Here is a 17,618-nt window from a genome sequence, read left to right on the forward strand (position 1 = left end):
CAACGTTAGCATCTGACATGCCAGCGCTGAAACAAGTGCTGGATGCGACAGAGCTGTTTCCTTCTGATATGTTGCAAGACATGGTTACGCCGTTCTTGAATGGCAGTACCGAAGTGCTCTGGCTGACGGCAGAAAGCGACGGCACGCCCTGCGGTTTCTGTTTTGCCCAGTCCGAACAGCTTACCGAGGGAACCTGGAACATGCTGGCGATTGCTGTGGCCCCTGCCCAGCAGGGCGCGGGTGTTGGCACCGGTCTAACCGGTGCTCTTGAACAGCACTTGCGCGATTTAGACGCGCGTATTCTGATTGCCGACACCTCTGGTACCGACGACTTTGCCCAAACCCGAGACTTCTATGCCAAGAATGGCTACGCAGCCGAAGCCCGCATTCGCGACTTCTGGGCCGCAGGGGATGACAAGGTGACCTTTCGCAAGGCGCTATAGCCGTGCCGCTGGCCCACGCAGCATCCCCGCGCGGACCAGCAGCGAGCAAGACTACAGATAATCCGAGCGCTGCAACCCGTATTTCGCCATCTTTTCGTTCAACGTCCGGCGTGGCAGACATAATTCTTCCATCACCGATGAAATCGATCCCTTGTGGCGGCGCATGGTATTGTCGATCAACATCCGCTCAAAGGCTTCAACATATTCCTTCAGCGGCTTGCCTTCGGTTGTCATCACCGGCTGCATTTCCTCATGATCCGACATCAGCAGGGATGCGATGGTCCCCGACCCGCGGCGCGATTGCAGCACAGCACGTTCCGCCACATTGATCAGCTGACGTACATTGCCCGGCCAGGGGGCCTGCAACAGTTGCGCGGCTTCCTGTGCGCTGACCTGTGGCGTGTCACAGCCGTATTCCTCGGAGAACTGTTCGCTCAGCCGGGTGAACAGGGTCAGGATATCCTCGCCCCGCTGGCGCAGCGGTGGCACAGTGATGCGCAATGCGGCAAGCCGGTAGAACAGATCACTGCGCAGCGCATCTTCCGAAGTCCGCCCCGCCTCTTGCAGGTTCGAGATCGCAACAATCCGCGTTTCTGCCGGGGTGCCCTGTTCGTTGATCACACTCAGCAGACGCGCTTGAAGCGTTTCAGACAAGGCTTCCACATCTTCCAGAACCAAGGTGCCGCCGCGGGCCTCTTCAATGGCGGGCAATTGCGCATCTTCGGGCTGCATCGGGCCGAACAACCGTTTGCTCAGCATCTCCTCTTCCAGCGCCCCGCAGGACACCAGCACGAATTTCTTGCCCGCCCGCGATCCCACAGCATGCAGCGCATGGGCCACCAGTGTCTTGCCGGTGCCGGTTTCGCCGTCGATTAACACATGGCCATCCGCCTGCCCCAGATCCAGAATATCCTCGCGCAGGCGCTCCATCACCGGCGACTGGCCGATCAGCTTTTTCATCAGCTGTCCGCCGTCGCTTAACTCGCGGCGCAGGGCACGGTTGTCCATCACCAGACGCCGTGCATTGGTGGCCTTTTTGGCCAGCTCGCTCATCCGGTCGGGGTTAAACGGCTTTTCCAGAAAATCAAATGCACCCACGCGCATCGCCTCAACCGCCATCGGCACATCGCCATGCCCGGTGATCATGATCACCGGCAAGGCGCTGTCACTGCCCATCAGCTTTTTCAGGAACTGCATCCCATCCATACCCGGCATTTTGATGTCCGAAATCACAATGCCCGGATAGTCCGGCCCCAGCGTTTTCAAGGCGTCCTCGGCGGAACCGAAAGTTTCCGTGTCATACCCCGAAAGGGCCAACCACTGGCTGATTGACTGGCGCATGTCCTGTTCATCATCGACAATCGCAATCTTCATCGCCTGAGCCATAGCTTACTCCGCTGCTTCTACTTTGTTCGTTTCACCCATGATGGGCAATTGCATCTCAAAGACCGCCCCGCCCGCCTGTCCGTTGCGCGCCGTCAACCGTCCACCTAGGTCGTTGACGATGCCCGACGAGATGGCAAGCCCCAGGCCGACACCGTCGCCGGGCTGCTTGGTGGTGTAAAACGGTTCGAACAGCGCGTCGAGATCCGCAATCCCCGGACCATTGTCGCGCACCGTGAGGGTTGCGGTCTCCCCCGCAGACAGAATGATCTCTACCTGCGGGTGGCGTTCGGATTTGGTGGCATCCAGAGCATTGCGGATCAGGTTCACCATCACCTGCTCAATACGCATCCGGTCCCCCATCACAATCACCGGCTCATCCGGCAGAATGCGCACAATTTCCACCTGACGCTGACGCAACTGCGGCTCCATCATCGACATGGATGACGCAAGGGCTGCCCCCATATCTACCGGTGAAAGCGCCTCCTGCCCCTTGCGGGCATAGGATTTCAGCTGTCTTGTGATTGCGCCCATCCGCTCGATCAAATCGTCGATCCGTCCAAAAGACGACAGCGCCTCATCCGGCCGGTTGCGGCGCAACAGCAACCGCGCCCCCGCCAGATAGGTTTTCATCGCCGCCAAAGGCTGGTTCAATTCATGGCTGACCGCCGCAGACATCTCGCCCAAAGCGGCGAGTTTACTGGATTGTTCAAGGGTCTGTTCGGCCACCGCCAGCGTTTCCTGAACCCGTTTGCGTTCAGCGATTTCCCGCTGCAAGGCCACGTTCAATGCGCGAAGTTTGGCCGACTCGCGCTGGAAAATCGCCAGACGTCCCGCCGTGCGTCGGCTCAGAAAGTAAAAAGCCAGCGCCAAAAGAATCGCAAATCCCATCACCTCAAGCGCCAGTACGGCATTGACCCGCTCGCGCACGCTTTCATAGGTGGTGAAACTCACCATGCGCCAGCCGCGAAAGGCGATCCGGTGTTCCAACCGCATCACCGCCTCGCCCTGCAAATAGGTATCTGCAGGCAGTGCCGTCCAATCCGCGGTGACCTTGATGGCCCGTTCAATTGCCGTTTGTGGTGAGGTGGCGGTCAGGGCCTCTGCCTCGCTCAACCCGCGCCAACGCGGCGAGGTGCCCAGGATGATCTCCCCAGCGCTGTCCATCACTATGACCGCATCTGAAATCCCGGCCCAGGCACGTTCGAATTTTTGCAGGTCGACCTCGACCGCGATGACACCCAGCGTATCACCACCTGCCTGAATGCGCCGCGAATAGACAAATTTGTAGCCGCCGCCCTCCAGTTTGATCACACTGAAAATCGTCACATTGGCGCGGATTGCATCGACGAAATAAGGCGATGATTTATGCAAGGATTGCAGACGGTTGCGATCCGTTGCCGCCACCGTGCGCCCGTCCAGATCATAAAGCATCAAAGAGGCCGCCCCGATCTCCTCGACAAAGGAAATCAACCGCTGGGTCGACAGGGAATAATCCGCTTCTTGCAGGGCAATGATCAGCGACGGGTCACGCGCCAGCAATTGCGGCACAATCGCGTTCTGGCGCAGCTCGGCCATCAGGTTACCGCTGTAGAGCGCAATCCGCAGCTCGGCCCGGTTGCGCGTGCTTTCGGTGAAACGGTTGGTCAGCAGATTATTGGTGATCGAAATCACCAACACTGCCAGTATCATGATCAGTGCCACCGCCAGACGCACGCGCCAGGAAATGATCAATGCAGGTTTGCTTATAGAGGAGGTCTCGCTCATCCCCCTACCCTACGCAGGCCCCGCCGCGCACTCAAGTCACGCGGTGGTCAGCGCCCCTGCCAATGCGCGAAAGAGCGCCTGCCCATCAGTGCCCCCATGGCCAGCATCCGCCGCCCGCTCCGGGTGTGGCATCATGCCCAGCACACGGCGGTTTTCAGACAGGATGCCGGCAATATCCGCCTGCGCCCCGTTCGGGTTGTCCGTATAGGTAAAGGCCACGCGATCCTCGCCTTGCAGACGCGCCAATGTATCAGCATCCGCAAAGTAATTTCCGTCATGATGGGCGATTGGAATATCGACCACATCGCCAGCGTTATACCCTTCGGTATAAGCACTTTGCGAGGTCTCGACCCGCAGACCAACGGTCTTGCAAATGTACTTCAGCCCGGCATTGCGCAACAAGGCACCGGGCAACAGACCGGTTTCGGTCAGGACCTGAAACCCATTGCAGATCCCCAGCACGTAACCGCCACGTTCCGCATGGGCCCTGACCGATTTTACAATCGGCGACTGCGCCGCAATGGCCCCACAACGCAGGTAGTCCCCATAGGAAAACCCACCCGGGACGCCCACAATATCAACACCTTGCGGCAGATCACTGTCCTTGTGCCAGACCATATCCACCTGACAGCCCGCAGCCTCGAAAGCCACCGCAAGATCACGGTCGCAGTTTGACCCCGGAAAGACAACAACAGCAGCGCGCATCAGGACATCTCCACCGTGTAGCTTTCAATGACCGTATTCGCGAGCAGCTTTTCGCACATCGCGTTCACATCCGCCTCGGTCGAACCCTCAGCCAAATCAAGCTCAATCACCTTGCCTTGACGCACGCCGTTCACCCCATCAAAGCCGATGGCCCCCAGCGCGTGGCGCACGGCTTCGCCCTGCGGGTCCAACACACCATTCTTCAACATCACATGCACCCGTGCTTTCATAGCGCGTCCCCCAGCTTCATCTTGCCATTAAACTCAATCCCGCGGCCTGCCACGGGCTGTTTCGATATTAATTAATAAGCGTCGGTTTGGTAATCGGCGTAGAGGTCTTGGGCATCACGCCCAACCGCTTGGCCACTTCCGTATAGGCATCGGTCAACGATCCCAGATCCCGGCGGAACACATCCTTATCCAGCTTTTGTCCTGTCTCAATGTCCCACAAACGACAGGAATCAGGGCTGATCTCATCAGCAATGATCAAGCGCTGGAAATCACCGTCATAAACCCGGCCGATCTCGATCTTGAAATCCACCAGTTTGATCCCGACACCAAACATCACGCCTGAGATGAAATCATTCACCCGCAGGGCAAGGCTCAGGATATCTTCCATATCCTGCTGGCTGGCCCAGCCAAAGGCGGCGATATGTTCTTCAGTGACCAAAGGATCACCCAGCTTGTCGTCTTTATAGCAATATTCGACAATCGGCCGCGGCAACTGCGTACCCTCTTCGATGCCCAGACGTTTGGACATGGTCCCGGCGGCGTAATTGCGTACAATCACCTCAAGCGGGATAATCTCGACCTGGCGCACCAGTTGTTCGCGCATGTTGAGGCGTTTCACGAAATGCGTCGGCACACCGATCTGATTCAGACCTTTCATGAAATATTCGGACAGCAGGTTGTTCAGCACCCCCTTGCCTTCAATCACGTCCTTCTTTTCAGCATTGAACGCCGTGGCATCATCCTTGAAATACTGCACAATTGTGCCCGGTTCGGGGCCTTCATACAGGATTTTCGCTTTGCCTTCGTAGATCTTTGTGCGCCGGGCCATGGGCGTCCTTTCGGGATATGGGTCAGGGGGGGTCCCCGGCACCTGTTGCGGCCCTCTTAATCTATGCCCTGCTCTGCTGCAAGCAATCGCAAACATCTTGTTAAAGGGTCATGTCATACACATCTAACAACTACGTCAAATGAACACAGGAGAAGCCCCTATGTCGACAATGAAAGACCGCGAAAACGCATTTGAAACCAAATTTGCCCATGATGCGGAAATGCAGTTCAAGGCGGATGCCCGACGCAACAAACTGCTGGGCCTTTGGGCGGCGGATCTTCTGGGCAAAACCGGGGAGGACGCGGCGGCCTATGCAAGCGAGGTTGTGAAATCCGATTTTGAGGAAGCGGGCCACGAAGATGTTTATCGCAAGGTATCCGGCGATCTGGGCGGCGAGGCGGATGAGGCGACCATCCGGCGCAAGATGTCCGAACTGATGCAGCAGGCCCAGAACGAAATCCTGAACGAAGCCAGCTAATCCCAAAAAATTAACGCGGTTTTCACTCGAATGGAAACCGCATTTCCCCTGCCCTGACGCCTGCCGTTAACGAATTGGCGTCTTTCCTCCGCCTAGCATGCCCTTGGGTGCGTATTTGGGAAACTTGGCGAAAATCGGGCATGAAGTGGCAGTTACGCAGTTTTTCCTGGGCGGTGATCGGGCGTTTTTCCGCTCCGCTCTTGATCATGGGTGTGAGCCTGTGGATTCTGACCGGCGTGGTTGACCCGCCACTTTTATCCAGCTTGCCAAAATCATTTGCCACCTTGCCATCTGATACCCTCCTGCTGGCCGGATTGCTATGCGGGATCAGCTTTTGGGCCGTGGCGCGATATGATGGGCTGGCGCATTGCCATTTTCGCACCGGCGTTGATCCGGCCCTCGCCCGAAAAAGCGGTTTTGCCGCCATCGCCGTGGCACAGACTGCGGGCTTTGGCATCTTCACCGGCGCTGCCGTGCGCTGGCGCATGCTGCCCCACATCGGTTTCAAAGGTGCGATGCGGCTTTCGGTCTTTGTTTCTGTCACCTTCATGACGGCACTTGCCTTTCTCTGCGCCCTAGCCTGTCTGATCCTGCCCGCGCCTGATTGGACCAGCCTGCCCGCGCTGCTGGTTGCAACGATGCTGCCTGTTGCGGTCGTTATCCTCAGCTTTACCCCCGCGCTTGCCCCTTTCAGACATTATGCTCAAATGCCCAGCCTGCATGCGATCCGAAATATTCTGGCATGGGCGGGGCTGGACATATTGGCAGCCGCAGGTGCTTTCTACCTGCTGATCCCCGCACCTGAGCTTGGATTTAGCAGCTTTCTGCCGGTGTTCATGCTGGCCATAGGCGCGGCGATGCTGTCCGGCGCGCCCGGCGGTGTCGGGCCGTTTGAGCTGACATTGATTTCCCTCCTGCCGCAGGTGCCAACCACGGATCTAGTCACCGCAATCCTTGTGTTTCGCGCATTTTATTATGCCTTTCCTGCAGTATTGGCGGTGGCGACCGTTTTCCTCACAAAACAGCCCAAGCCGGAGGCCGCCCGCCCCCCCGCAACGCCCAGCGGTCAGCAATTGGCCGAACATGGTATTCTGGCGCAAAACGCCGGCCATATGCAGCAGCATGACACCGGGTCTTATGCGCTTTGGTTCACTCCGCAAACCGCAACCATGTTGTTTGACCCCGCCACCGGCCAACCCGCAGACGCCCTTGCGCATCTCAAGGCAAAAGCCACGGCCCATGCCCTAAGCGCCTGTGTTTATAAATGCAGTGCCCGCACCGCTGTAGCTGCCCGCGCCCAGGGCTGGCACGTGGCGCAGATTGCACAGGAATGTGTGGTTGATCTGTCCGCCTATGATCTGGACCATGCCAGCAGACGTGGTCTGCGTCGTAAATTGCGCAAAGCGCTGCGTGCGGGACTGATCGTGGAAAGGGCGACAGCCTTGCCCCTAAGGGAAATGGCCGCGATTGATACCCAATGGCAGCAAGCGCAAGGATCCACACGGGGCGGCACGATGGGACGGTTTTGTCAGCACTATCTGGCCGTACAGGATGTGTTTCTGGCGCGACAGAACGGACGGCTGATCGCTTATGCCAGCTTTCACAACGATCCCACCACGCCTTGTCTTGATCTGATGCGCCAAATCCCCACCGCGCCTGATGGCACCATGCATCTGTTGATCCACAGTGCGATTGACGCTGCCCGCTCAGATGGCAAGTCCCGGCTCAGCCTTGCGGCGATTCCACAGGCCCCCGAATGGGTCAAACACAGCCCGCCCCTGCGCCATGCCTATGAAAACCCCGGTTTACGCCAGTTCAAAGCCAGTTTCGCCCCCCTCTACCTGCCAAGATACGCCGCCGCGCCGTCAAAACCCGCGCTGGTTCTTGGGTTGATTGATATCGCAAGCGAGGTGCATCACCCACGTGCCCTGCCATCCTCCGACCAACCTCATGAACAACATGAAGATTATGAAGTTGCGTTGAACAGCGCCCCATGGAAGGGGAGGTAAAACCTTACAGAATTGGCACCCCATATGAGCAATGCTTTCACTGATCTCCTAGCCGAAAAAGGCACCCTTCTGGCCGATGGGGCCACAGGGACAAACCTGTTCAACATGGGGCTGATGTCGGGTGAACCACCTGAGTTTTGGAACACCGATGAGCCACAGAAAATCCGCGCCCTGTATAAAGGTGCAGTGGATGCAGGCAGTGACCTGTTCCTGACCAATAGTTTCGGGGCCAATGCCTCACGTCTCAAATTGCATAACGCCGCGAAACGCGCCCATGAGCTGAGCCGTGTCTCCGCCGAGATTGGCCGCGAGATCGCGGATACAGCTGGGCGCAAAGTGATTGTCGCAGGTTCTGTTGGCCCCACGGGCGAGATTATGGAACCTGTCGGCACGCTCAGCCATGCGGTTGCTGTCGAAATGTTCCATGAAACCGCAGATGGGTTAAAAGCAGGTGGTGCCGATATCGGCTGGCTTGAGACCATCAGCGCCGCCGAGGAATATGCCGCCGCCGCCGAAGGTTTTGCGCTGGCCGGATTGCCATGGGTCGGCACGATGAGTTTCGACACTGCGGGCCGCACGATGATGGGCATCACCTCTGAGGGGATGGTCGATATGGTCGAAGGTCTGGCCAATGCGCCGCTGGCCTATGGCGCAAACTGCGGCACGGGTGCGTCGGATCTGCTGCGCACAGTTCTGGGTTTTGCCGGCAAGGGCAGTACCCGGCCAATCGTCGCCAAGGGCAATGCGGGCATCCCGAAATATGTCGAAGGGCATATTCACTATGACGGCACACCCGAATTGATGGCGCAATATGCGGTGATGGCGCGCAACTGCGGTGCCTCGGTGATTGGCGGCTGTTGCGGGACCATGCCAAACCACCTTAAAGCGATGCGCGAAGCCCTTGATACCACAGTAAAAGGCAGCGCGCCGGAACTGGCAGAAATCGTATCTGCTCTGGGTGAATTTTCATCCGCCAGTGACGGAACCGATGGTGCAGCCCCAGTACGCGCCCCGCGTAAAGGCCGCCGTCGGGGGTAACCTTCACATCGTATTCAATATTCGATATTGGGCGGCGCTTCACGTCGCCCGATCTGCTACGGCGTCAAAGGCGCAGCCCTTGCCCTGACCTAAAATACTGCCCGCTCACGCGCCGTTCCCGGAAACCGAACTGGCCGGCAGGATCAACCAAGCATTCAGGTATTGCGTTAGCCTGCTTTGCATCGGCTCTTCGCGACTGATCGCACAGAATTGCAACCCCATGGATTGCACTGCAAAAGCTTGAATCCCTTCCGCCAAGATCAAGGGTGACACATCCTTGCGAAACGGTTTTTCACTCAGCCATCGGGTAAATATCTCCAGTTGATGCTCAAAGGTACTGGCAATCGGGCCAATGTCCTCTTTCGCCGCAGCGCCTGAATGGCGCAGGATAACGTCGAAGACATATCTTTCACTTGTCATGAAATTCATCAGCGGCATCAGCCGGTCAACCAGTTCATCCAGACTTTCCGGCGGCGGCATTTCTTCAAAATCGTCAAGATAGGTCTCGATCTCTCTGCCGATCAAAAGATCCATCAGGGCGTCCTTGTCCTGAAAATGGGCAAAGAAGGTGCCTTTCGCCACACCGGCTTCCTGAACCACATCCTCCACCCGCATCGCGGTAAAGCCTTTTGACAGGATGGCTTTCTCTGCTGCGTCGATCAGTTTGGCACGTGTTGCCTGGCTTCGCTTTTGTATGGGCTTGTTCATGACGTGAAATTACAGAACTTCCTGACCACGGTCAATTTATGATTGACCAACCCATTGTGCAGAAATATGACCACGGTCAATATTCATAAATCGTCAGGAAACGCCATGAGCACCAAACGCATATTTGTCTTGAACGGACATCCCGCCGCCACCTCCCTCACCAAAACCATCGCCGAAACCTATGTCGCTGCAGCGCGTAAGGCCGGGCATGAGGTGCGCCTTACCCATCTGCATGACCTTGATTTTGATACCGATTATGGCTTTGCAGGTTATGCGCAGAATAAACCGCTGGAGCCCTGTCTTGAGGCCGTGCAAGCCGATATTGAATGGGCACAGCATGTGGTGATGACAACGCCAATGTGGTGGGGTGGCCTGCCCGGCAAGCTTAAGGGGCTTTTTGACAGGGTCCTGCTGCCCGGATGGGCCTTTGACACCCGCAAACTGACCATGGGGATGCCGCAACCCATGCTGAAAGGACGCAGCGCGCGGGCGATTGTCACCTCTGATACGCCTGATTTCTTCTTTGCCTTGCTCTATCGCAAGGCGCTGTTCCGCCAGATCAAAGGACAGATTTTCCAATTTATCGGCCTTAAGCCAGTGAAACTGACCCATTTCGCACCAGCAGGCAAAGCCACACCTGACAAGGTGAAAAAATGGCTGGGCAAGGTCGAAGCCATCGCAGGTGAAGGTGCATAGGGCGCGGCCTTAAGCTCATGATCTTCGGGGAACCGTTGCTCTGGACCTCCTCCACCACTGACGGTCCAACTGTGGGCCAGCGCCCCCCTTACAGCAACGACATTTGCGTCCCCGGCAACACGGGGGCGCAAAACAGATCACAGCGCATTGGTGGCGCGTTAGACTTCAACCCCAAGCGTTTGACCGCCACGTTAAACCGCTGCGCCACCATCTCTGCATAGGGTCCCTCACCGCGCATCCGCCGGTGCCAAGTGGCGTCATATTCCTTGCCCCCGTGCATTTCCCGCAAGCGGGTCATGATACGTTCGGCACGGTCGGGATAATGTTGCGCCAACCATTCCTGCACCAATGGCGACACCTCTTGCGGCAGGCGCAGCATGATCCAACTGGCGGTGCCCGCACCTGCGTCTTTCCCGGCGGCCAGTATCGCCTCCATCTCGGGATCGGTCAGCGCCGGGATCATCGGGGAGGCCATGATGCGCACGGGTACCCCCGCCCTGGCCAAGCGCCGGATCACCGCCAGCCGCCGGGCCGGTGACGGTGCACGTGGTTCCATCAAACGGCATAGTTTCGCATCCAAGGTTGTCACCGAAATGCCAACACGCAGCAAGCCGCGCTGTGCCATCGGGGCCAGAATATCGATGTCACGTTCGATCAGACTGCCCTTGGTGACAATCGCCACCGGATGCCCTGCTTCTGCCAGCACTTTCAGACAGGCACGCATGATGCCCTGGGTCTTCTCGATCGGTTGATAAGGATCGGTGTTTGTGCCGATGGCGATCGGGGCCACTTTATAGCGCTTGGCCGCCAGTTCGCGTTTCAAAACTTCCGGTGCTTCGGGACGGGCCACAAGCCGGGTTTCAAAATCCAGCCCCGGCGATAGCCCCAGATAAGCATGGCTGGGCCGTGCAAAACAATAAACGCAGCCGTGTTCGCAACCCCGATAAGGGTTAATCGAGCGATCAAACGGCAGGTCAGGCGAACGGTTATAGGTGATGACACTGCCCGGCCGCTCTATACTTGTCTCTGTGCGCAACAGCGGCAATTCTTCGTCCCTGTGCCAGCCGTCATCGACAGTTTCACGGCAATGGCGTTCAAAGCGCCCAACGTGATTACTGACCGATGCGCGGGCCTTAATGCGGTATCTGCTGCGTTCATTATCCATAGGGCAGAGTAGAACAAATGAAGAACGCTAGAAAGGAGCATTTCGTATTCCCGCGCTATCCCCCTGTCCACATGTGCAAAATTCATGATCAACGTGAGAAAAATGAGTCGCACAAACGGCAACCAATGTCGCAATTTGCGTGTCAATTTTGCATATTACATGACAATAAGAACCATGGGCCAAGCGCCAGCACGATACGCATAGAGGAAATGCCAATGTCCGAAGAAGACGAAATCATCCTGTCGGAACTCGACGACGAAGAGCTTGTTCAGCAGATGTTCGATGACCTGTATGACGGCTTGAAGGAAGAAATCGAAGAGGGCGTGAACATCCTGCTGGAACGCAAGTGGGAGCCCTATGAGGTACTGACCAAGGCGCTGGTGGGCGGCATGACCATTGTCGGTGCCGATTTCCGCGATGGTATCCTGTTTGTGCCTGAGGTGTTGCTGGCCGCCAATGCAATGAAGGGCGGCATGGCCATCCTCAAGCCGCTGCTGGCCGAAACCGGTGCGCCGCGCGTTGGCAAGATGGTCATCGGCACCGTCAAGGGCGACATCCACGACATCGGCAAGAACCTTGTCGGCATGATGATGGAAGGTGCCGGGTTTGAGGTTGTCGATCTGGGCATCAACAACCCGGTTGAAAACTACCTGTCGGCGCTGGACAGCGAAGAAGCTGATATCCTTGGCATGTCCGCCCTGCTGACCACAACGATGCCCTATATGAAAGTTGTCATCGACACGATGGTTGAACAGGGCATCCGCGAGGATTTCATTGTTCTGGTGGGCGGTGCCCCGCTGAACGAGGAATTCGGCAAGGCCATCGGCGCGGACGCCTATTGCCGCGATGCCGCTGTTGCTGTGGAAACTGCAAAAGAATGGATGGCACGCAAACATAACCAAGCCAAATCGGCCTGAGTGCGATGCTTTGAACGGATAGGAAGGCCTCGCAGGATTGCGGGGCCTTTTTTGTAAGGACCGCTGCGCCTATCTTGAACCAGACAGGAGACCGCCATGCCCCATGCCCGCTTTGCCTTGATCTTTGCCAGTGCCATAATCGCAGCGGCGGTTACCGTGTGGCTGTTGACCCTTGGCGGCCCCGCTGTTTTGGTCGCCGCCCTGCCCGCCTTTTTGATTGCCGCCGTTGCTTTGCGGGTGTTGCGCCGATGATTCCCTCAGACAAGGTTCTGACCGAAGAAGGCCTGCCGCTCGACGCTGCCAAAGGCCGCATTCTGCTGATTGCCTGCGGGGCCCTTGCACGCGAGATCATCGACCTGAAGGCGGTAAACGGCTGGGACCATCTGGACTTGACCTGTCTGCCTGCCAAATATCACCTGTTTCCGGAGAAAATCACCCAGTCGGTGCGCGAAAGCGTCGACAAACATCGCAACGACTATGCCGATATCTTTGTGGTTTATGCCGATTGCGGCACCGGTGGGTTGTTGCAGGCCGCCTGTGCGGAGATGGGCGTAAAAATGATTGCAGGGCCGCATTGCTACAGTTTTTTCGAAGGCAATGACGCCTTTGCCGAAAAAGCGGACCGTGAGTTCACCAGTTTTTATCTGACCGATTTTCTGGTCCGCCAGTTCGACGCCTTTATCTGGAAACCCATGGGGTTGGACAGGCATCCCGATTTGCGCGACATGTATTTTGGCAATTATGAAAAACTGATCTATCAGGCCCAGACCGATGATCCCGAGTTAACAGCCAAGGCGCAAGACTGCGCCGCCCGCCTTGGTCTGCCCTTCGAGCGGCGCTTTACCGGCTATGGCGATCTGAAAACCGCGCTGGAAACCCTCTAGGCACGGGCCGATTTTGGGCAGTCTCAAGCCAGCGGCGCGTTACTCTACCGCTGCAGCTGTCTCGCGTACCCGTTCGATCATCGCCCGCAGCCCGTTGGAACGTTGCGCGGACAAATGATCGTTCAACCCCAAGCGCCCCATTTCAGCGCGGGCATCCACCGCCAGAACCTCTGCCGGGGTCAACCCGTTGTAAAGAATCCGCAGCACGGCGATCAGCCCCGAGACAATCATCGCGTCAGACGCGCCGTCAAAATGCAGCGTCCCTTTATCAAACTGCGCATGCAGCCAGACCTGCGAGGCGCAGCCGTCTACTTTGGTGCTGGGCACACGCAGCGCCTCTTCCAAAGGCTCCATCGCCTTGCCCTGATCAATCACATGGCGATAGCGGTCTTCCCAATCGTCCAGAAACTCGAAATCCTCCACCAGTTCCTCAAACGCGTCATTGGCCATCTGTGCACCCTTTCAGTCTTTGCCCAGACCTAGAAGTGCAGATGGCAAAGGTCCAGCCCCTTCCCAAGCCCCACGCGATAGGATACTCAAAACACGACCAGATTTTCCAAGGCGGCCCCTATGCGCAAGACAATCCCCCTTCTCCTCGCAGTGACACTCGGCCTGGGCGCCTGTACTGCCATCAGCCAAAGCCGTGTGAACCCGCTGAACTGGTTCGGACAGTCGCGGTCAGAACCAGTTGCACAGGTGGAAAACACCAACCCGCTGATCCCGAAACGTGGCGGTTTGTTTGCAAACAGGCGCGCCGCTGAAGCAGTTTATGCGGGGCGACCCTTTGAACAGGTCACCAATCTGACAATCGAGCGGGTGCCCGGCGGTGCCATCATCCGCGCCACAGGTCTGGCCGCGCGTCAGGGCATCTATGCTGTGCAGCTGACACCTGAAAATGAGGAAGAATTGCCGGTAGAAGGTGTTCTGACTTATCGGCTTGAAGGGGTTCGCCCGACCGCACAGACGGCAATCGGCACCAAACCCACCCGTGAAGTGATTGCAGCGCGTCACGTGACGGATCAGCAGTTGGCTGGCGTGCGCCGGATCCGCGTTGAGGGTCAACTCAACGCGCAGGTGGCCCGGCGCTAACCTGTTTACTTCGCAGCTGTTACGATAATTTCTACCGTGAATTCCGGCTTGGCCAACTTGGCCTCGCCACAGGCACGTGCAGGCGTATGCCCTTCAGGTGCCCAGGCATCCCAGACACCGTTCATTTCCGCAAAATCATCCATGCTGTGCAGCCAGATCACTGTTTGCAGAATGCGAGTCTTGTCGGAGCCGACTTCGGCCAGCAGCGCGTCAATCTGGTCCAGGCAATCCTGGGTTTGCTGCGCCACAGAGGCACCGGCAGTGCCAACCTGACCGGCCAGATAGATCGTGTCGCCATGGGTGACAATCTGGCTCATCCGTTGGTTGGAGTGGTAGCGCTTGATCTCAGACATTTTATCTTCCTTGTTTCTTTTCAAAACTTTGCAGTGCGGTTCTAAACCTCAACCACCTGCACATCATTGCCTTTGGCGGTCAAAGCAATCTTGCCGTCACACAGACGCAGGGCATCGGTGCCAAACACCTCAAGCCGCCAGCCCTTCAGTGCCGGCACGTCACGCATCCCCGCCGCAATCGCATCCAGATCAGAGGCTGGCGCAATCAGCTTGGCCGCGACTCCGGCTTGTTCTGTCTTGGCCTTCAACAACACCCGCAAAAGATCCGCCAGCGCCGGATTAACCTGTAGCTTTTCGCGGCTGCGATCCGGTTTGGGCAGATCCTCGGCGCGGGTTTTCACGCCTTTGGCGATGCCAGCCAGAATGCCCTCTGCAATCTCGCCCTTGCGGGCTTCACGCAGCAGCAGCCGCGCCCGGCCCAGCTCTTCGGCATTGGTGGGTTTCAGACTAGCCAGCTCAACCAGCGCATCATCTTTGTAGACACGATTACGCGGTATATTGCGTTTCTGCGCGTAATCCTCGCGAAAGGCTGCCAGCTCACGCACGATGCCTAGGAATTTCGGCGAATTTGTCCGCGTCTTCACTCGTTTCCACGCATCCTGCGGCGCGGTGATATAGGTATCGGGTGATGTCAGGATGGTCAGCTCTTCCTTGACCCAACGCGCCCGCCCGCTTTCTTCCAGTTTTTCAGCCAGAAACTCGTAGATCTGGCGCAGATGGGTCACATCGGCCAGCGCATATTTCTTTTGCGCGTCAGACAGGGGACGGCGAGACCAATCAGTAAACCGTGAGGATTTGTCGACACCCTCATGGCAAATCTTGCGCACCAGTGTTTCATAGCCCACTTGCTCGCCAAAACCGCAGACCATCGCCGCAACCTGTGTGTCAAACAACGGTTCTGGAAACACCTGTGCATCGACAAAGAAAATCTCAAGATCCTGACGCGCCGCGTGGAAAACCTTCACCACAGAAGTATCGCGGAACAAGTCATAAAGCGGCTCAAGCGAAATGCCGTCAGCCAAAGGATCAAGCAAAACCGCGTTGCTGTCATCGCTTCCGGGCATCGCCAGCTGGACAAGGCAAAGCTTGGAATAATAGGTTCGCTCGCGCAGAAACTCTGTATCTACAGTGACATAGGGGTGTTTGGCCGCCTGCGCGCAAAATTCGGCAAGGTCAGCGGTTGTTGTTATTGTTTTCATGCTCTCACTTCGCGAAGAATAGGCTATCCTGACTTTGCTGAATAGCTACATCACGGACAGATGATTGACCAGTCAGCCGTTCAACTGCACCAAGCTGCGGTCACCCGCAGCAAAACGGCGCAGCACAGCGGGGTACAGCTGATGTTCTAGCTTCAATACCCGTGCGGCCAGTGTTTCCGCTGTATCTTCACAACCCACTTGCAGGCTGGCCTGCCCCAGAATCGGCCCGTCATCCAATGCTGCCGTAACTTCATGAACAGTACAGCCATGTGCCCTGTCCCCCGCGTCCAAGGCCCGCTGATGGGTATGTAATCCTTTGTATTTAGGCAATAAGGACGGGTGGATATTGATCATACGACCGGCCCATTGATCGGTAAAATCTCCCGTCAACTTGCGCATGAAACCGGCCAGACAAATCAGATCGGGTGCATGGGGGGCCAATGCGGCGCTGATCGCCTGTTCAAAAGCCGCACGGTCACCAGCAAAGGGGCGGTGATCCACCACCTCCGTGGGAATGCCACGGGCTTTGGCCCAGGCGATTCCGCCCGCTTCAACCTGATTGGAAAACACCACACAAGGCCGCGCCGGATGATCCTCTTGTGCAGTTCCGGTCATATCCTCAACCAGCGCCCGCATGTTTGATCCGCCACCGGACAGGAAAATCGCAACCCGTTTGGTCAAAGCAGGCTGCCCTTATACGCAACCCCTGCCCCGGTTGTGATGCGACCCATTTCAAAGGCCTGATGCCCGTCTGTCGCAAAGGCCGCTTTCGCTGCCGCGACCTGATCCTTGGCGACCACGGCAATCATACCGACACCGGAGTTGAAGGTCTTGAGCAACTCCGCCTCAGCCATGCCGCCAGATGCCGCCAGCCATTTGAAAACAGGGGGTAAATCCCATGCGGTCAGGTCAATCTCCGCACCCAGCCCTTCGGGCAGAACCCGCGGCAGGTTTTCCGTCAGACCGCCCCCGGTGATATGCGCCAGCGCCTGAACGCAATCGCCCCGCAACGCCGCGACCGCACCTTTGACATAGAGTTTTGTCGGCGTCAGCAAAGCCGCACCCAGCGTACCTTCACCCCAGGGACAGTCATCTTCCCACGCCAGTCCAGAGGTTTCCACAATCCGGCGCACCAGCGAATAGCCATTGGAATGCACACCGTCGCTGGGCAGACCCAGCAAAACATCCCCCTCGGCGACTCCGCGCGGCAGTTCTGTGCCCCGCTCCATCGCACCAACAGAGAAACCCGCAAGATCGAAATCGCCCGCATGATACATCCCCGGCATTTCAGCGGTCTCGCCACCAATCAGCGCGCAACCGGACAGGGCACAACCTTCGGCGATGCCTTCGATGATGCGCGTCGCCTGATCCAGCTCCAGCTTGCCGGTTGCGAAATAGTCGAGGAAAAACAGCGGCTCCGCCCCTTGGCAAACCAGATCATTGACACACATGGCCACCAGATCAATGCCAATCCCGTCGACGTTCCCGGTATCAATCGCGATCCGCAGTTTGGTGCCCACACCATCCGTTGCCGCCACCAGCACAGGGTCAACAAACCCTGCCGCCTTAAGATCAAACAGCGCCCCAAAGCCGCCCAAACCGGACATGGTGCCCGGGCGCGCGGTGCGCTTGGCCGCTGGTTTGATCCGCTCAACAAGCGCGTTTCCTGCGTCGATGTCGACGCCTGCATCAGCGTAGGTCAACCCGTTCTTTGTCATGCGTGAT

At 57.5% G+C, this 17,618-nt stretch carries 21 protein-coding genes; 9 read left to right on the forward strand and 12 right to left on the reverse strand.

Annotation, left to right across the window (positions count from 1 at the left end):
• The first annotated feature begins 17 nt into the window (after window positions 1-17).
• Window positions 18-443: a GNAT family N-acetyltransferase gene (locus tag QQL78_RS07890; protein WP_284372245.1), complete on the forward strand. Its 426-nt coding sequence runs from the start codon at window positions 18-20 to the stop codon at window positions 441-443.
• A 51-nt stretch (window positions 444-494) separates the two neighbouring features.
• Here QQL78_RS07890 and QQL78_RS07895 read toward each other — a convergent pair whose 3' ends face one another.
• The 5 genes from QQL78_RS07895 to purC all read right to left on the reverse strand — a co-directional run bounded on the left by QQL78_RS07895 (window position 495) and on the right by purC (window position 5,357).
• Window positions 495-1,829: a sigma-54-dependent transcriptional regulator gene (locus QQL78_RS07895; RefSeq protein WP_284372247.1), complete on the reverse strand. Its 1,335-nt coding sequence runs from the start codon at window positions 1,827-1,829 to the stop codon at window positions 495-497.
• Window positions 1,830-1,832: 3 nt separating this feature from the next.
• On the reverse strand, window positions 1,833-3,593 hold the full coding sequence (locus tag QQL78_RS07900) for a sensor histidine kinase (protein WP_284372249.1): 1,761 nt from the start codon (window positions 3,591-3,593) through the stop codon (window positions 1,833-1,835).
• Between the two features lie 36 nt (window positions 3,594-3,629).
• Window positions 3,630-4,298: a phosphoribosylformylglycinamidine synthase subunit PurQ gene (gene purQ, locus QQL78_RS07905; protein ID WP_284372251.1), complete on the reverse strand. Its 669-nt coding sequence runs from the start codon at window positions 4,296-4,298 to the stop codon at window positions 3,630-3,632.
• Window positions 4,298-4,528, reverse strand: coding sequence for a phosphoribosylformylglycinamidine synthase subunit PurS (gene purS / locus QQL78_RS07910; protein ID WP_284372253.1), 231 nt, complete (start codon window positions 4,526-4,528; stop codon window positions 4,298-4,300). The genes purQ and purS overlap by 1 nt, the downstream gene beginning before the upstream one ends.
• Before the next feature lie 67 nt (window positions 4,529-4,595).
• Entirely contained in the window at window positions 4,596-5,357 is a 762-nt protein-coding gene (purC, locus tag QQL78_RS07915) for a phosphoribosylaminoimidazolesuccinocarboxamide synthase (protein WP_284372255.1), read from the reverse strand.
• 160 nt (window positions 5,358-5,517) lie between these two features.
• Here purC and QQL78_RS07920 point away from each other — a divergent pair, with 160 nt between their 5' ends.
• The 3 genes from QQL78_RS07920 to bmt all read left to right on the forward strand — a co-directional run bounded on the left by QQL78_RS07920 (window position 5,518) and on the right by bmt (window position 8,882).
• On the forward strand, window positions 5,518-5,835 hold the full coding sequence (locus QQL78_RS07920; RefSeq protein WP_284372257.1) for a DUF1476 domain-containing protein: 318 nt from the start codon (window positions 5,518-5,520) through the stop codon (window positions 5,833-5,835).
• A gap of 140 nt (window positions 5,836-5,975) precedes the next feature.
• The gene (locus QQL78_RS07925) at window positions 5,976-7,844 is read left to right on the forward strand and encodes a phosphatidylglycerol lysyltransferase domain-containing protein (protein WP_284372258.1); all 1,869 of its coding nucleotides are present in this window, start codon (window positions 5,976-5,978) and stop codon (window positions 7,842-7,844) included.
• 24 nt (window positions 7,845-7,868) lie between these two features.
• Window positions 7,869-8,882 carry a betaine--homocysteine S-methyltransferase gene (gene bmt / locus QQL78_RS07930; RefSeq protein WP_284372260.1) on the forward strand — a complete coding sequence of 338 codons (1,014 nt, stop codon included), beginning with the start codon at window positions 7,869-7,871 and terminating at the stop codon, window positions 8,880-8,882.
• A gap of 105 nt (window positions 8,883-8,987) precedes the next feature.
• On the opposite strand, the gene QQL78_RS07935 is transcribed toward bmt, so the two are convergent.
• Window positions 8,988-9,590 carry a TetR/AcrR family transcriptional regulator gene (locus QQL78_RS07935; RefSeq protein WP_284372262.1) on the reverse strand — a complete coding sequence of 201 codons (603 nt, stop codon included), beginning with the start codon at window positions 9,588-9,590 and terminating at the stop codon, window positions 8,988-8,990.
• 105 nt (window positions 9,591-9,695) lie between these two features.
• On the opposite strand from QQL78_RS07935, the gene QQL78_RS07940 reads away from it, so the two are divergent.
• Window positions 9,696-10,286, forward strand: coding sequence for an NAD(P)H-dependent oxidoreductase (locus QQL78_RS07940; protein ID WP_284372264.1), 591 nt, complete (start codon window positions 9,696-9,698; stop codon window positions 10,284-10,286).
• 88 nt (window positions 10,287-10,374) lie between these two features.
• On the opposite strand, the gene QQL78_RS07945 is transcribed toward QQL78_RS07940, so the two are convergent.
• Window positions 10,375-11,451, reverse strand: a complete 1,077-nt coding sequence (locus tag QQL78_RS07945) for a PA0069 family radical SAM protein (protein ID WP_284372266.1) — start codon at window positions 11,449-11,451, stop codon at window positions 10,375-10,377.
• A gap of 215 nt (window positions 11,452-11,666) precedes the next feature.
• Between QQL78_RS07945 and QQL78_RS07950 the strand changes: the two genes are divergently transcribed.
• The 3 genes from QQL78_RS07950 to QQL78_RS07960 all read left to right on the forward strand — a co-directional run bounded on the left by QQL78_RS07950 (window position 11,667) and on the right by QQL78_RS07960 (window position 13,252).
• Complete coding sequence (locus QQL78_RS07950; protein ID WP_284372267.1) at window positions 11,667-12,368, forward strand: corrinoid protein; 702 nt, start codon at window positions 11,667-11,669, stop codon at window positions 12,366-12,368.
• A gap of 96 nt (window positions 12,369-12,464) precedes the next feature.
• Complete coding sequence (locus tag QQL78_RS07955; RefSeq protein WP_284372269.1) at window positions 12,465-12,620, forward strand: hypothetical protein; 156 nt, start codon at window positions 12,465-12,467, stop codon at window positions 12,618-12,620.
• Window positions 12,617-13,252: a DUF1638 domain-containing protein gene (locus QQL78_RS07960; protein ID WP_284372271.1), complete on the forward strand. Its 636-nt coding sequence runs from the start codon at window positions 12,617-12,619 to the stop codon at window positions 13,250-13,252. The genes QQL78_RS07955 and QQL78_RS07960 overlap by 4 nt, the downstream gene beginning before the upstream one ends.
• Window positions 13,253-13,291: 39 nt before the next feature.
• On the opposite strand, the gene QQL78_RS07965 is transcribed toward QQL78_RS07960, so the two are convergent.
• A complete protein-coding gene (locus QQL78_RS07965) occupies window positions 13,292-13,702 on the reverse strand; it encodes a SufE family protein (RefSeq protein WP_284372273.1) in 411 nt (136 codons plus the stop codon).
• Between the two features lie 120 nt (window positions 13,703-13,822).
• On the opposite strand from QQL78_RS07965, the gene QQL78_RS07970 reads away from it, so the two are divergent.
• Window positions 13,823-14,341: a hypothetical protein gene (locus tag QQL78_RS07970; RefSeq protein ID WP_284372275.1), complete on the forward strand. Its 519-nt coding sequence runs from the start codon at window positions 13,823-13,825 to the stop codon at window positions 14,339-14,341.
• Between the two features lie 5 nt (window positions 14,342-14,346).
• Here QQL78_RS07970 and QQL78_RS07975 read toward each other — a convergent pair whose 3' ends face one another.
• The 4 genes from QQL78_RS07975 to purM all read right to left on the reverse strand — a co-directional run bounded on the left by QQL78_RS07975 (window position 14,347) and on the right by purM (window position 17,611).
• Complete coding sequence (locus tag QQL78_RS07975; protein ID WP_284372276.1) at window positions 14,347-14,694, reverse strand: RidA family protein; 348 nt, start codon at window positions 14,692-14,694, stop codon at window positions 14,347-14,349.
• 41 nt (window positions 14,695-14,735) lie between these two features.
• Window positions 14,736-15,893 (reverse strand): ribonuclease D, encoded by a 1,158-nt coding sequence (gene rnd / locus QQL78_RS07980; RefSeq protein ID WP_284372277.1) that lies wholly within the window; start codon window positions 15,891-15,893, stop codon window positions 14,736-14,738.
• A gap of 72 nt (window positions 15,894-15,965) precedes the next feature.
• Window positions 15,966-16,574 carry a phosphoribosylglycinamide formyltransferase gene (gene purN, locus QQL78_RS07985; protein ID WP_284372279.1) on the reverse strand — a complete coding sequence of 203 codons (609 nt, stop codon included), beginning with the start codon at window positions 16,572-16,574 and terminating at the stop codon, window positions 15,966-15,968.
• A complete protein-coding gene (gene purM / locus QQL78_RS07990) occupies window positions 16,571-17,611 on the reverse strand; it encodes a phosphoribosylformylglycinamidine cyclo-ligase (protein WP_284372281.1) in 1,041 nt (346 codons plus the stop codon). Before purM ends, purN begins: the two co-directional genes overlap by 4 nt.
• Window positions 17,612-17,618 lie beyond the last annotated feature (7 nt).

It is taken from the genome of Sulfitobacter pacificus, from assembly GCF_030159975.1.
Lineage (GTDB): Bacteria > Pseudomonadota > Alphaproteobacteria > Rhodobacterales > Rhodobacteraceae > Sulfitobacter > Sulfitobacter pacificus.